The 13,699-nt window shown below is 36.5% G+C and carries 15 protein-coding genes and 1 pseudogene; 13 read left to right on the top strand and 3 right to left on the bottom strand.

Annotated elements, in window-relative coordinates; genetic code table 11:
- The 10 genes and pseudogenes from A33S_RS0103105 to A33S_RS0103060 form a co-directional block, all read left to right on the top strand.
- Positions 1–1,111: ABC transporter ATP-binding protein (locus tag A33S_RS0103105; protein ID WP_017176546.1), on the top strand; the 1,111-nt coding region annotated here is incomplete at its 5' end.
- Positions 1,112–1,122: 11 nt separating this feature from the next.
- Positions 1,123–2,082 (top strand): annotated as a pseudogene (locus A33S_RS11550) (ABC transporter permease).
- Positions 2,083–2,096: 14 nt separating this feature from the next.
- The gene (locus A33S_RS0103095; RefSeq protein WP_009384356.1) at positions 2,097–3,788 is read left to right on the top strand and encodes an extracellular solute-binding protein; all 1,692 of its coding nucleotides are present in this window, start codon (positions 2,097–2,099) and stop codon (positions 3,786–3,788) included.
- A 16-nt stretch (positions 3,789–3,804) separates the two neighbouring features.
- Complete coding sequence (locus A33S_RS0103090; protein ID WP_017176543.1) at positions 3,805–4,701, top strand: carbohydrate ABC transporter permease; 897 nt, start codon at positions 3,805–3,807, stop codon at positions 4,699–4,701.
- Positions 4,702–4,715: 14 nt separating this feature from the next.
- Positions 4,716–5,570, top strand: coding sequence for a metallophosphoesterase family protein (locus tag A33S_RS0103085; protein WP_009384360.1), 855 nt, complete (start codon positions 4,716–4,718; stop codon positions 5,568–5,570).
- The gene (locus A33S_RS0103080) at positions 5,533–6,894 is read left to right on the top strand and encodes an MATE family efflux transporter (RefSeq protein ID WP_235044511.1); all 1,362 of its coding nucleotides are present in this window, start codon (positions 5,533–5,535) and stop codon (positions 6,892–6,894) included. The genes A33S_RS0103085 and A33S_RS0103080 overlap by 38 nt, the downstream gene beginning before the upstream one ends.
- Entirely contained in the window at positions 6,887–7,663 is a 777-nt protein-coding gene (locus A33S_RS0103075; protein WP_009384363.1) for a DeoR/GlpR family DNA-binding transcription regulator, read from the top strand. The genes A33S_RS0103080 and A33S_RS0103075 overlap by 8 nt, the downstream gene beginning before the upstream one ends.
- Positions 7,664–7,944: 281 nt before the next feature.
- Positions 7,945–9,327 (top strand): amino acid permease, encoded by a 1,383-nt coding sequence (locus A33S_RS0103070; protein WP_009384364.1) that lies wholly within the window; start codon positions 7,945–7,947, stop codon positions 9,325–9,327.
- Positions 9,328–9,432: 105 nt separating this feature from the next.
- Positions 9,433–9,825: a phage holin family protein gene (locus A33S_RS0103065; protein WP_017176542.1), complete on the top strand. Its 393-nt coding sequence runs from the start codon at positions 9,433–9,435 to the stop codon at positions 9,823–9,825.
- Complete coding sequence (locus tag A33S_RS0103060; protein WP_009384368.1) at positions 9,822–10,682, top strand: peptidoglycan recognition protein family protein; 861 nt, start codon at positions 9,822–9,824, stop codon at positions 10,680–10,682. The genes A33S_RS0103065 and A33S_RS0103060 overlap by 4 nt, the downstream gene beginning before the upstream one ends.
- Positions 10,683–10,732: 50 nt before the next feature.
- Here the strand turns inward: A33S_RS0103060 and A33S_RS0103055 are convergent, their stop codons facing one another.
- Positions 10,733–10,927 (bottom strand): hypothetical protein, encoded by a 195-nt coding sequence (locus tag A33S_RS0103055; protein ID WP_009384370.1) that lies wholly within the window; start codon positions 10,925–10,927, stop codon positions 10,733–10,735.
- A gap of 154 nt (positions 10,928–11,081) precedes the next feature.
- Between A33S_RS0103055 and nucI the strand changes: the two genes are divergently transcribed.
- Positions 11,082–11,603: a thermonuclease NucI gene (nucI, locus tag A33S_RS0103050; RefSeq protein WP_009384372.1), complete on the top strand. Its 522-nt coding sequence runs from the start codon at positions 11,082–11,084 to the stop codon at positions 11,601–11,603.
- 148 nt (positions 11,604–11,751) lie between these two features.
- Here the strand turns inward: nucI and A33S_RS0103045 are convergent, their stop codons facing one another.
- Positions 11,752–12,123, bottom strand: coding sequence for a transcriptional regulator, SarA/Rot family (locus A33S_RS0103045; RefSeq protein ID WP_009384374.1), 372 nt, complete (start codon positions 12,121–12,123; stop codon positions 11,752–11,754).
- A 194-nt stretch (positions 12,124–12,317) separates the two neighbouring features.
- Between A33S_RS0103045 and A33S_RS0103040 the strand changes: the two genes are divergently transcribed.
- On the top strand, positions 12,318–12,749 hold the full coding sequence (locus tag A33S_RS0103040; RefSeq protein ID WP_009384375.1) for a hypothetical protein: 432 nt from the start codon (positions 12,318–12,320) through the stop codon (positions 12,747–12,749).
- Positions 12,750–12,860: 111 nt separating this feature from the next.
- Positions 12,861–13,451 carry a hypothetical protein gene (locus A33S_RS0103035; protein ID WP_009384377.1) on the top strand — a complete coding sequence of 197 codons (591 nt, stop codon included), beginning with the start codon at positions 12,861–12,863 and terminating at the stop codon, positions 13,449–13,451.
- A gap of 35 nt (positions 13,452–13,486) precedes the next feature.
- Here A33S_RS0103035 and A33S_RS11545 read toward each other — a convergent pair.
- A partial coding sequence (locus A33S_RS11545) for an ACT domain-containing protein (protein WP_017176541.1) occupies positions 13,487–13,699 on the bottom strand: 213 nt, incomplete at its 5' end.

Genomic DNA, 13,699 nt, shown 5'->3' with positions numbered 1-13,699 from the left:
CTTAAGTAAGATTTACGAAAAAGATGTTCATGCAGTTAAGGATTTTAATCTATCAATTGAAGACAACGAATTTATCGTCTTCGTCGGTCCCTCGGGATGTGGGAAATCTACAACACTTCGAATGATCGCTGGCTTAGAGGATGTCTCCCATGGCGAAATTAAAGTTGATGGTAAGGTAATTAACCAGCTTCAACCAAAGGATCGAAATATCGCTATGGTATTCCAAAACTATGCGTTGTATCCGCATATGAGTGTTTATAAAAATATGGCTTTTGGTTTAAAGATGAGAGGCATTAAGAAGAAAAATTACGATGCCCGTGTTCGAGAAACGGCAAAGATTCTACAAATTGATCACTTACTTAAGCGTAAACCTAAAGCGCTATCAGGTGGTCAGCGCCAACGTGTTGCACTAGGCCGTGCCATAGTCAGAGACGCAAAACTATTCTTAATGGATGAGCCTTTATCAAATTTAGATGCGAAATTAAGAAATCAAATGCGTGCTGAAATTATTGACCTGCATCGTCGTATGAAAGCTACTACGATATACGTTACCCATGACCAAACTGAAGCGATGACGATGGCTACACGCATCGTACTCCTGAAAGATGGTGTCATACAACAAGTGGGAACACCACAAGAAATTTACGAGCAACCTCGAAACACGTTTGTAGCTGGCTTTATCGGTACACCACCGATGAATATGCTTGATTTCTCGTTAAAAGGGCAAGCGTTTGAATTTTCTAAAGATACTTCTGTTCAAGTACCTAAAACACAACTAGATTTAAACAACGAACATGTTTCCTTAGGCGTACGTTCTGAACACATTGTTGTTGAAAAGGTAGCATCGGATCAATTCAAACACGACTTTATGTTAAACGAAGCACGTATTGAGTTAGTAGAACGAATTGGTTCAAATCAGCTTCTATATTGTGTTTATAACGACGAAACTTATATTGCATCAACTGATTCATATGTGCACTTTAACGTTGGTGATCATGTAAATCTAGGCTTCAATTTAAAGGACATTCATATTTTCGACCAGGAATCAGGCGACATTATTCAAAACGCATCTACGCATCAAGTCACTGAACGTCAAACTCAAGAAGTCTAGGAGGTGCGTCTATGTTAAATCTATTTTCAAAGAAATCAAATCAAGGTGTACATCAAGCATCGCTATTACAACGCATGTGGTCACACAAAATGCTTTATTTAATGCTATTACCATGTATTTTGTTCTTTTTCATATTTAACTATTTACCGATGTCAGGTCTTATTCTATCAGTTAAAGAATTTAGATTTCATAAAGGTTTATGGGGTGGCGATTGGATTGGCCTTAAATATTTCAAACGATTTTTCGGTGATTCTAGAAGCTATAGCATTATTATCAACACACTTGTGATTAGTTTTGTGAAGCTCGTACTCGCGTTTCCATTCCCAGTTATACTTGCAATCATGTTCAATGAAATCAACCAAACGCGATTTAAACGTTTACGTGGCTTTCTTCAAGGCATCACATATCTACCACACTTTTTATCATGGGTAGTCGTTATTGGTGTTGTGCATAGCATCTTAGCTCCGAACACTGGTCTGATTAACGAAATCGCTTAAACATTTGGTGGTGACGGTTCAACGCACTTCCTTATGGAACCGAAGTATTTCTTAAGTATTGTCTTTTCAAGTTATATATGGAAAGACATTGGTTGGAATTCAATCATTTATTTCGCGGCAATCATGGGCATTAACCAAGACATTTATGAATCTGCAGCGATAGATGGTGCGAATCGTGTAAGACAAATTATCTACATCACGATTCCGTCATTAGTTCCGACTATGGTCATTCTATTTATCTTGTCTTTAGGCGATGTTTTAAAAGCCGGGTTCGACCAAATCTACTTACTTAAGACACCTGGTAACGCTTCAGTATCAGAAATTATTGATACCTACGTTATACGAACAGGTATTCAACAAGGTGATTTCAGTTATGCGATAGCAATTGGCTTAATTCAAGGCTTGATAGGCCTCATTCTAGTTCTTGTAGTGAATAAACTTGCTTCTCGTAAATTCGACACATCATTATTTTAAAAAGGAGATCAAAAATGAAGAAAATTTTCGCTTTATTGTTATGTACGTTATTAGTATTCGTTACAGCATGTGGCAACGACAAAAAACAAGATGAAGAGAAACGTAAAGAAGATGCCAAAGGTAAACCAGACACTTGGATTGCTGACCGTACGATTACGGGACTTGTATTCGAAAGTGAAGGTGACGTGTCACCTGAAATGAATCCAGAAATTCAAAAGAAGATTAAAGAAAAAACAGGTATTACATTAAAACTTCAAAAAGCTTCAGGTAATGATTCTACAGAAGCTTTAACATCAGGTTTAGCGTCAGGCGACCTTCCTGACTTCATCGCGTATTACTTAAATGATAGCGGTCGTCCTGAAATGAAAGTCTTAACGAAAGCAGCTAAGCAAGGTCAGCTTACAGACTTAACAGATATGTTAAAAGATACAGATGTTTATAGTAAGTACTTTGAAAAAGGCTACTTACCACAAGATACTAGAGACAATATTATGTTCCGTGACGATTTAGATGGCACGTACTTTGTGCACATGAGTGTTAATCGTAAACCAGGTGACCCAGGTCCTAAAACAGTAGGCGGGCCTTACATTCGAAAGGACATCGCTGAAAAATTAAACATCGATCCAACTGATGTTAAAACATCAGAAGATATGCAAAAAGTTGCTGAAAAAATTAAGAAGCATGGCTTTAAAGACGACAATGGCAAACCAGTTACACCTATTGGTCCAACAGCTTGGGGTGGTAGTGACCGTACACCGTTCTACAATGACTTAGTATGGACTGGTTCAGCTGATGAGAAATTTATGGAAAAAGATGGCGAAGTGAAACACGAAGCTGAAACAGATTACGGTATGAAACGTGTGAAACATGTTCACGAACTCATGGAAAAGAAATTAATGCACCCAGAATTCTATACGATGGAAGAAAATAAAGCCAAAGAAGGTATCGTGAATGGTTCATTCGGTATTGTTTCTGAATTACACAACTATGTAACTGAGAACCAAAGCATGAAATATATTCCAATGGGACCGTTAAACAATGCTAAAGGTAAATATCAAATGGAACTACCATACAAAACTGGTTACTCAGGTTGGTCAATTCCTAAAACAACGGAACACCCAGAAGATATCGTTAAATTCGCAGACTTCTTAGCAAGTCGTGAAGGTAAATTACTTGCGCAATACGGTATTGAAGGCCGTGACTACGAGCTTAATAAAGACGGTAATCCTGTCGTTAAGAAAGAAGTACTTCGTGAATTAGAAGAAAATCCTGATAAAGCGAAGAAACGTGGTTTCCGCGGTGTAGGTGCATATTGGGCTGAACACCTTGGTTATACTGATATTGATCGTAAAGCGGACTTTGGTGAACGCGAATACGGTGATAACGCGCGTGCAAAAGGTAAGAAGACAAATCCTGAGAAAATGGCTGACATGTGGGATTATGATGAGAAACTTAAGAACGCTAAAGTCATTGATGGTTTAACTGTGAAATCATTCTTACCTAAATTTGAACGCGGCGAGGAACTTGAAATTGCTTTAGATAATTATGACGAAGCTGTCAAACGCGCTTACTATGCGAAATCTGAAGACGAAGCTAAGAAGATCTTAGATGAAGCGCGTCAAAAACTTGAAGACGCAGGTATTAAAGAATTTGATGACATGATTGAAAAGGAAATGAAGAAAGAAGATACCAAAGTAAGATTCTAAAGATGGAGTTGGAAATATGAGTCATAAAAAAGATATTAGCGGCATGATTGTACGTATCATTTCTTACATTTGTATCATCGGCCTCTCATTATCCATCATCTTACCACTATTGAACATATTTGCTTTAGCGTTTAATAGTGGTACAGAGGCTGAAAGAGGTGGCATCTACTTTTGGCCAAGAGAATTTTCACTTGATAACTTTAGAGAGCTTTTCAAAAAGGGCACCATCGTTAATGCATTAATGATTAGCATCTTTCGTACTGTTGTAGGTACGATACTTAGCGTTGTCCTTACGGCAATGGCGGCTTACGCACTGAAATCTAAAACATTACCATTTAGAAGACTGATTACATTCTTTATCTTCTTTACGATGTTGTTTAGTGGTGGCGTGGTACCTTTATATATCCTACTTAACAACTTACACATCACGGATACAATTTGGGTTTATATCTTGCCGTCTTTATATAGCGTATATAACTTACTCATCATGCGCACGTTCTTTAACCAACTACCAGATAGTGTCCAAGAAGGGGCGCGTATCGATGGTTGCAACGAGTTCCAAATTTTTACGCGAATTGTGTTACCAATGAGTAAACCAGTTATCGCAACGGTTGCACTATTCAACGCTGTATCACAATGGAATGATTGGTTTACAGGTGCATTCTTCGTAAGAAACCCTGACTTGAAGCCACTTGCGACTGTGTTACAAGATATGCTGACGACACAACAAGCGATTTCAGATGCATTGAAACAAAAGTCTGGTATGTATCAAATGTTAGATAAGATCACCATCACTGGTGATTCACTTCAAATGGCAGTTATCGTACTCATTTTAGTGCCGGCCATTCTGGTATTACCTTTTGTGCAAAAGCACTTTGTAAAAGGCGCAAATATTGGCGCTACTAAAGAATAGTTAGGAGAGTAATCATGGATAACTTTAAAATCATACAACTAGCCGACTTACATTTAAGTCCGCATCACGATGACAAAGACCAACAAACGTATACGTTAATTGATCATATGATTCGCTATTATCAACCAGATTTAATTATTATGACTGGCGACCAAATTTGGTCTGAGGGCATCGTACATTCTGATGAAACTTATAAACGACTCGTAGAATATATTAATCAATATGATGTTAAGGTTGCGACGACATTTGGTAACCACGATACAGAAGGACGCTTTTCACGTGGTGACATTAGAGAGATTGAAAAGGGCTTTCAAAACTATGTTGAGAAAAAGCACAGTTTGATCGTTGACGATAAGGAAGCTTATACCATTGAAATTGAGATGGACGGCGAACTATCACATGTGATTTATATCATTGATGGTGGCGATTATTGTCCGCACCATATCGGTGAATATAGCTACATTCATCCACAACACGTCAATTGGATGCGTGAGCTTAGAGAAACCGTTTATAAAGACGTCGCACATCATAATCTCATGTTCACACATATTGCACTTCAAGAGTACGAGGCGATACGCGATGTCGAGCATGAAGACTTTAGAGGTATCTTTGAAGATGAGCTTGGATACGCCAAGTTAAATTCAGGTATGTTTACACAGTTATTAATCAATGGCGATGTTGAAGGTGTCTTTGTAGGGCACGATCATTGTAATGATTTTATGATTGATTACCATGGCATCAAACTTGGTTACGGTCGTATCAGTGGCTACAATGCTTATGGTGACTTAAATCGAGGCGCTCGTGAAATAACGCTTCGTAAAGATAAACCATTTGAAACGAAAGTACTCGAATTTGATGGGGCTCTCTAAACATAAATTTCAAAAGCTCTTTATACCGATATTAATAGAGCAACTCTTCTTCTTATTGATGAATCAAATGGATACCTTAATGTTGTCGGTTTATAGCAGTAAAGCGACAGCAGCGGTTGGTTTATCCAATCAGTTTTTGATATTGGTGACATTCTTCATCACGATTATTCACGTCGGGGTATCTATTCGTCTGATTCATCACAAAGAACAATCAAAGCACCTGATTCGACACGAAATATACCATAGCATGTCTTTTAACCTAATCGCGTCACTCATTCTAGCTGGGATCGTGCTACTATGTTTAACACCTATTTTACACGTCTTACAAGTACCGAGTGACATTTTCACGGATACGTATCATTACAGTGAAACGATTTTATACCTATTGTTCATGAATACAACGAATATGCTTTTAGGCACAATCTTAAGGACACTCGATCGACCTAAGCAGTCTACCATCGTTTCAATTGTGATCAACGTCATTAACATCGTCCTAAATGCGATGGTACTATTCGTGGTTCCTAAAGGCTTTATCGATCCGATTTATGGTATCGCGTGGGCAACGAACATCAGTCGCGTCATTGGATTAGTCTGCTTAACGTATTTCATCTTGAAGATTGCCGTACCTCAATTAAAGGACTTTTTAATAAAGAAACGCATCGCTTATCCAATTGTACAACTTGGAATGCCGGGTGCGGGTGAACAAATTTCTTATAACGTGTCTCAAGTATTCTTAACCGCGTTTATCGCCATGCTTGGCAGTGAGATGGTTGCTGCTAAGTCCATTAGTGGCGTTCTAGCAGGCATTTCGTTCAGCGTCGCTATGGCATATGGCGTAGCGAGTCAGATTTACATTGGCCGTTTCATCGCACGTTATAAATATCAACTTTTACACACCTTTGTGAAAAGACATCTCGTAATAACATTTATGCGATCCATTATTATCATGCTTTGTGTCATCGCAATTGTGTTTATCGTAGGACCACATCTATTCCATCCTAAATCAGTGTTCGACTGGGTCATGATTTTATTAATAAGCTTTATTTTGTTAGAGCCTGTACGCGCTTTAAATACGCTCATTGTAGATATTTTAAACGTTTCAGGTGATGTGCGTTATCCAGTTGTTGTATCAATCATAACGACTTGGGTGCTAACCATTCCACTCTCTTATTTATTTGGCATTCAATTCCATCTAGGAATTTTAGGCATCATAGGTATCAATATTTTAGACGAAGCATTACGTTTTCTCGTAATGTTGCACCGTTTTCGAACAGGAAAATGGCAATTATACCATTCACGTATAGGAGTACAGAAAGATGTATAATCAAAATGAAAGATTTCAATATATCGTTAATCGTGTTAAAAATTATCATAAAGTGACCGTTAAAGATATGGCGCTTTTCCTGCAAGTGACACCTGAGACGATACGCAAAGATTTTCAAATATTAGAGGATGATAAGGTCATCACGCGTGTGCATGGTGGTGCAATACCTTATAACCATACCAATAAGGAAAAGCCCTTTGAGCGTAAGTGGATGCAGCAAGAGAGTAGTAAGAACCAGATCGCAAGTTACGCCGCCACGTTAATTGATTCAGGCGATGTAGTCGTGATAGACGGTGGTACAACGACGGGCCGCTTGCCACAATATCTTAAGAACTTAAAGTCTGTTACATTTGTGACGAATTCGATTCTAGTGTGTGCTGAGTTAAACAAAGCGATTGAACAAGAACGTATTGATGGTGAAGTCATTATGTTAGCTGGAAAAACGAACTTCGAACAGGATGTTGTTAGTGGCTCAATGACCAATAGCTTAATTTCACAATTCGTCTTTGATAAAGCGTTTATATCTTGTGGAGCGTTCGATGCGTTATACGCTTATGAGTACGAGTGGGAAGAGGCCATCGTGTCGTCGTTAATGTTGAAGCAAAGTAAGGCATCGTATTTATTAACGGACTATACGAAGCGTGACAAAAAGACGTCTTACAAAATCAGTGCCATCGATGATGTGGATTATATCGTGACAGATTATCAATTTACCGAAGAATTCGATTACATGAAGCCAGATAAGTGGATTAATGTGCTAGGTAGATAAAACTTTAATATGAGCTGGGGCAGTAAGAGTGCCTCAGCTTTTTTCTATTTGAAAAGGAGTGTAGGTGCGCGAAGTGTAATTTCACTCTTTCTAAAGAAATCGATTTCAAAAAAGTTGATTGTATCAAAACGTATCTATAATAAGTATTAAACTAAATTTTTAGAAAATTAAAAAATATTACAATTGCAATAATTATCTGTATGTTTTATCATTGAACCGTAGTTAAATAGTTTCCTAAATAAATATAAATTATTTAACGCTAATCAAAGGGGTAATTAAATATGGCAAATGATTTACAAAGGGGATTAAGCAATCGCCACATTCAATTGATAGCAATTGGTGGTGCGATTGGTACGGGTCTATTCTTAGGCTCGGGTCAAACGATTGCATTAACAGGTCCGTCTATTATCATTACGTATCTCATCATTGGTGCGATACTGTTTTTATTTATGCGTGGCCTAGGAGAGTTACTACTTAGTAACACGAAGTACAAATCGTTTGTTGATATCGCTAACGATAACTTGGGTAACTATGCTGGATTTTTAATAGGTTGGACGTATTGGATGAGTTGGATAACATCAGCCATGTCTGACTTAACCGCGATGGGTACATATGTTTCGTATTGGTTTCCGCAGATACCCAATTGGTTAACGGTATTATTAATTGTTCTAATTTTGATGATTTTTAATATGTTTGGAGCTAGCTTATTCGGTGAAATCGAATTCTGGTTCTCTATGATTAAGGTTATTACGATTATTGCATTAATTGTAGTTGGTCTTATATTTATTTTTATGGGCTTTCAAGGATCCCACGGTAAAGCGACGTTTACGAATCTTTGGAGCAATGGTGTCTTTCCAAATGGTATGACTGGATTTCTAATGTCGTTCCAAATGGCAGTTTACTCTTTTATCGGGATTGAGTTAATTGGTGTGACTGCTGGTGAAACGAAAGATCCAGAGAAATCAATTCCGAAAGCGATTAATAGTGTACCGATTCGTATTCTATTATTCTATGTAGGTTCACTCGTTGTCATTATGTCGATGACACCTTGGGATAAAATTTCTTCTGATTCAAGTCCATATGTTCAAGTATTCTCACTCATCGGGATACCTTTTGCTGCAGGTGTGATTAACTTTGTTGTGTTAACCGCAGCCGCTTCTGCAACAAATAGTGGTATCTTCTCTGATAGTCGAATGCTATACGGTTTAGCAAAGGACAAACAAGCACCGCCAGTCATGGGTAAAACGAATAAAAAAGGGGTGCCACACATCGCGATGTTTATCTCAACATCTATTTTAATTGTGGCGGCATTATTAAACTTTATTTTCCCTAATGCGATGGCTGTGTTCGTCTTTATTACAACACTTTCTACAGTATTGTATCTCTTAGTATGGGTACTTATTATACTGTCTTATATTAAATATGCTTTTAAAAATAAGAAGAAACGTAAGCAAAATACATTTAAACTCAAAGGTGGCTATATTTCAGGCATCGTCGTATTATTGTTCTTCTTATTTATATTCGTTTTATTATGCTTTAGTGAGGAAACGCGTGGTGCCGTTATGTTCTTCCCATTATGGTTAATCGCGACAGGTCTAATGTACTGGCGCTATGTGCATATGACGAAAGAAGATAGAGCAAAAGCGAAAGAAGAACCACAATAAAAGAAAGCAATGAATAGAGCGTGGAACGTAGTGTCTCACGCTCTTTCGATTCGTTTGAACATTTCATCACACCCTTTTCGATATATAGAAAAAGGAGTGAATGATATGACAAATTTAGATGAAACGTACATCTTTTCAATTTCAACACTATTTTATTCAGGTCATAAACAACTATTTTACGCATTACTACTTCTGATTATCTTAGATATGTTAACGGGTATTTTAAAAGCATGGCGAAATCGTACGCTATGGAGTCAGCGCACGATGGTTGGTTATTCTAAGAAAATTGGTATTATATGTATCGTCATCGTAGCGAATATTATAGATGTCATCTTTAATTTAGAAGGTATCTTTATCAATGGAAGTGTGTTGTTCTATGTCTTTTCAGAAAGTACGAGTATTATTGAGAGCTGCAACGAGCTTGGTATCCCGATTCCTGATCAAATTAAAGCACGGCTTAAGTCTGCATCTACGTTTAAAAAGGGGGATCTGTTATGACGAAAACGTTTATCGGAGAATGGAATGGCATTAAGGTTTATCAAGATTATTTACCTTTCGGAACGAGACGTTCTGGTGAGCGATTGTCACGCGAAACACCGTTATTTATGGTCTTTCATGATACGGGTAATATTGATGCGACTGCTCAGAATAACATAGATTATTACCGTAATACTTATAACATTGAGGAAAGTCGTACTGCGTCAGCGCATGTATTTGTAGACGATAAGGAATGTGTGATTTGCGTGCCTTTTCAAGAGAAGGCATGGCACGTGCTTTATAACGTGACACTAGATAACAAGTGGTATCAAGGCAATGCGAATGATGTTGCGATAGGTATTGAGGCTTGTTACTTTAACGATGTTGCGCGAACGAAGCAATCGTTTGAGAATACGTGCAAGATCACGGCTTACTTGTGTGATAAGTGGGGGATTAATCCTTACACGCACTTGCCAGGTCATCAGCAATTGCAGGCGGATAAGCAAGATCCAGGTAACATCCTAGAAAAATGCGGTTACCACCGCAATGACATGAAAGTCATTTATGACAAAGTTTCTTCTTATATGAAAATGAATGATTTTAAGGAGAATGAAGATAACGATGTGGAATTTATTGCTGGCGCCATGCCACCTTATCGATATCCAGCTCATGATGATTATGTCTGTTTGGCTATCTCAAATGACGAGGGCGTTACAATTTGTGAGCGAGAAGGTGAATCGTGGATTAAAACGCAGAAAACGTATGGCGGTTACCAGTTGTTTTATATTTATGAGATTGTTGATGGTTGGTGCCGGGTTTATGATCATGCCGCGAACTACTGGGTATGGCATGAACGATTAAAAGTTATAAGTGAATAGTGAAATAATTAAAGCAGGTTTGTATATGTCTACATACCTGCTTTTTTAAGTTAGTCATGTCGATTATTTTTATTCTTTTTATGGCGAACGAGCATCATGATATAGCCAACTAGAAGACCTAGAAGTATGCCAATGATTGCAGCGACGATTAACGGTAATTTAAAGATCGCTTGCAACGCTAAACCAATAATCATAGCAACAATTACAGCAATGACGGTAATTGTGTTCTCTTGTTTAATATTCAACGCTTTCACTCCTTAACACACTAAGTATAACATTTTTGTGGTTAATACACATAGAAATGCAAGCGTATAGTAACGTATAATTATTCACATTTCATTGACGGAAACATCGAAATACTTTAAGATTAATCAGAATGTAATGAGAGGTGAAACATCTATGAAATCTAAAAAATTATCCTCAGGTTTAATTCTTGGTGCAATCATCGTTATTGTTTTAATATTTCAGTTCATTAACCAAAGTGGGCCTTTTAAATCTGAACAAACGCATTCTGATTCAGATAAGCAAAAGGTTTATGTAGAACGCGTTGTCGATGGTGATACCATTAAAGTGACAACGGATGATAATGAACGATTAACAGTAAGGTTAATTGGTGTCGATACACCGGAAACCGTCAAACCGAACACACCTGTTCAACCGTACGGTAAAGAGGCATCGAATTATACGAAAAAGGCCTTAACGCACAAGCATGTATATCTCGAGTACGACAAAGAACCGCATGATAAATATGATCGTACGTTAGCGTATGTGTGGATGAATGATAACGACATGTATAATGAGAAAATTGTAGCGGAAGGCTTGGCGCGGGCTAAATTCTACCCGCCAAATGATAAGTATCGAGATAAACTTGAGCAAGCTCAAGAAGAAGCGAAACGTAACCATTTAAATTTATGGAAATAAAAAAAGCGCACTGTTAAGGGAAGTTAAAAATCTCTAACGGTGCGTTTCATGTTTATTATCTAAATATTAAGTGAATGGTTAAGTAAATTACATATAAAAGTTATTTAGAAAAGCAAACAACTTTTAACATAAATTGTTTGCTTTTCTACTATTGGTTTTCATTCATGATGTCTTGGATTAATGCATCAAATTCATCTAGCAATTTGTGCATATGTTTATTTTGCTTTTCAGTAATAGTAATGAAAACCTTACGTTCGTCTTCTAAAGAGCGTTCTTTCCCAATAATTTGGTTTTCTGTTAAAGCTGTTAGTGACTTATGGATTTCCATTAAACTAAATGTGAGTGATTTCTTAACTTCATTTAATGGAATTCTATTGCTATCACAGGTGCTCAAATGATGCAGAAAGATAAAATCATTCAATTTTAAACCATATTTCTTTTTAATTTCACTAATTAGACTTTTACGTTTCAATTCATATTCAAATATGATGGATGCGTTTACCTGATTAGCTGATGTCATAAATTTCACCCCTATAAATTATTTATCGGTACCATTCGATTATAATAAATTTATTATTATTTTAAAAGTAAATACCATTATAAAATGGATTTAATGACACAATATAATAAAATCATTGATTTTTACTATACTAACACATTTTTAGTTAATTGAATAATTGGAACTCTAGATATTTTAAAAGAGAGGAATTTTAAATGGAAAATATTTCGCAAATAAATATAAAGGACGTTATAGAAAAATTTGGAAATGGTGACATCATTGCGCTTGATTATCATCCAAGTTGTCTAGAGGTAATAGACGAGATAAGTAATCAAAATAAAGAAGTATCTATTTTGAGTGCATCGACGCACGTCATGGCTTATGTAGCTAAACATTCTAAATTGGACATTATCATTCCAGATGGTGTCGTTAATAGGGAAGCGGGATATATCCACGACATTACTCAAAATCGTCATTTAAATAATATCGAGATCACAGCTTACTTTAAAAACGTTTCTTGTACGAGCAATTGTGACAATTCTAAGGGCGAAGACTCAGTATACGCTGATATACAAGCGTATTTAAGTAAACAAGCTAAAGATATTTACCTGTTAAATAGTAATGACATTAAAACTAATTCTAAATGATATAAATTATATTTTGACGTTTTTTGAAATTAATAGATGCATGTGTTGAATGATAGATGGCGATAACGTATACTGTACCGTGATGTAAGCGTTTACTATGGAGGTGACAACATGACACAAACTGATCAAAGTGCCATTCAATTAATAGAGGAAATGATCCGCCGTGCACCTAATGATTTCAAATTCCACGGTGATATAGCTACAAATTTATTTTTATATGACGAACTTAAATATAATGGATTAATTGAAATATGTATTAATCGAGACCGTATTTCTAAGATTATCAAACTTATTCCAAATAAATATGACATTCGATTTATTAAGAACCATGAATATATCGATCAATCAAAAGTTGATTACAATCTTATTAGTGGTTTAGATATTTTTGATGACGGTAAGCAAATTTTATCGATCATTATTTATGATGTAGACAATAATGATTGGATTTATCGATTAGATCGAGATATCAGAATGCCTGAACAAAATATTTACTATCATTCACTTAAATGGAATGTCGATTATATAAAACCAGAAATTGTACTTATGTATGAATTGAATCAGCCTTTTAAACTAATTAAACATAAGAACTATCGTAATTTAATAGATAATCTAAGTTACTTTCAATTTGTAACCCTAAAACTCGTAGTTGGTGAGAAAATTATTCAAGATGTTGTCGACCAACATAAAAGAAACCACACATAATGTATGTTAACGCTACATTGTGTGTGGTTTATTCATTATCTAGGGAAACAGTATTGATATGTTGTACGAACTGCTTTGTCAGCATCATGCATAGAAATACCAAACATCATCGAAATTTCTGACGACCCTTGGTTAATCATCTTCAAGTTAATGTTTGCGTTCGCTAATGATTGCGTAATTTTGTTAGCTGTGCCTACAACTTGACTCATACCTTCGCCAACAATCATAAGAATTGCTAAATCATCCTC

The organism is Staphylococcus massiliensis CCUG 55927 (assembly GCF_000298075.1).
Classification (GTDB): domain Bacteria; phylum Bacillota; class Bacilli; order Staphylococcales; family Staphylococcaceae; genus Staphylococcus; species Staphylococcus massiliensis.
Note: the sequence above shows the minus strand (reverse complement) of the source record. Positions and strands in the feature narration are given on the sequence as shown.

What these genes read in the sequence shown, in the direction of transcription:
- A33S_RS0103085 (WP_009384360.1), top strand. Translation starts at nt 4,716, where the DNA reads ATGGATAACTTTAAAATCATACAACTAGCCGACTTACATTTAAGTCCG.
- A33S_RS0103035 (WP_009384377.1), top strand. Translation starts at nt 12,861, where the DNA reads ATGACACAAACTGATCAAAGTGCCATTCAATTAATAGAGGAAATGATC.
- A33S_RS0103090 (WP_017176543.1), top strand. Translation starts at nt 3,805, where the DNA reads ATGAGTCATAAAAAAGATATTAGCGGCATGATTGTACGTATCATTTCT.
- A33S_RS0103060 (WP_009384368.1), top strand. Translation starts at nt 9,822, where the DNA reads ATGACGAAAACGTTTATCGGAGAATGGAATGGCATTAAGGTTTATCAA.
- A33S_RS0103045 (WP_009384374.1), bottom strand. Translation starts at nt 12,123, where the DNA reads ATGACATCAGCTAATCAGGTAAACGCATCCATCATATTTGAATATGAA.
- nucI (WP_009384372.1), top strand. Translation starts at nt 11,082, where the DNA reads ATGAAATCTAAAAAATTATCCTCAGGTTTAATTCTTGGTGCAATCATC.
- A33S_RS0103070 (WP_009384364.1), top strand. Translation starts at nt 7,945, where the DNA reads ATGGCAAATGATTTACAAAGGGGATTAAGCAATCGCCACATTCAATTG.
- A33S_RS0103040 (WP_009384375.1), top strand. Translation starts at nt 12,318, where the DNA reads ATGGAAAATATTTCGCAAATAAATATAAAGGACGTTATAGAAAAATTT.
- A33S_RS0103065 (WP_017176542.1), top strand. Translation starts at nt 9,433, where the DNA reads ATGACAAATTTAGATGAAACGTACATCTTTTCAATTTCAACACTATTT.
- A33S_RS0103075 (WP_009384363.1), top strand. Translation starts at nt 6,887, where the DNA reads ATGTATAATCAAAATGAAAGATTTCAATATATCGTTAATCGTGTTAAA.
- A33S_RS0103095 (WP_009384356.1), top strand. Translation starts at nt 2,097, where the DNA reads ATGAAGAAAATTTTCGCTTTATTGTTATGTACGTTATTAGTATTCGTT.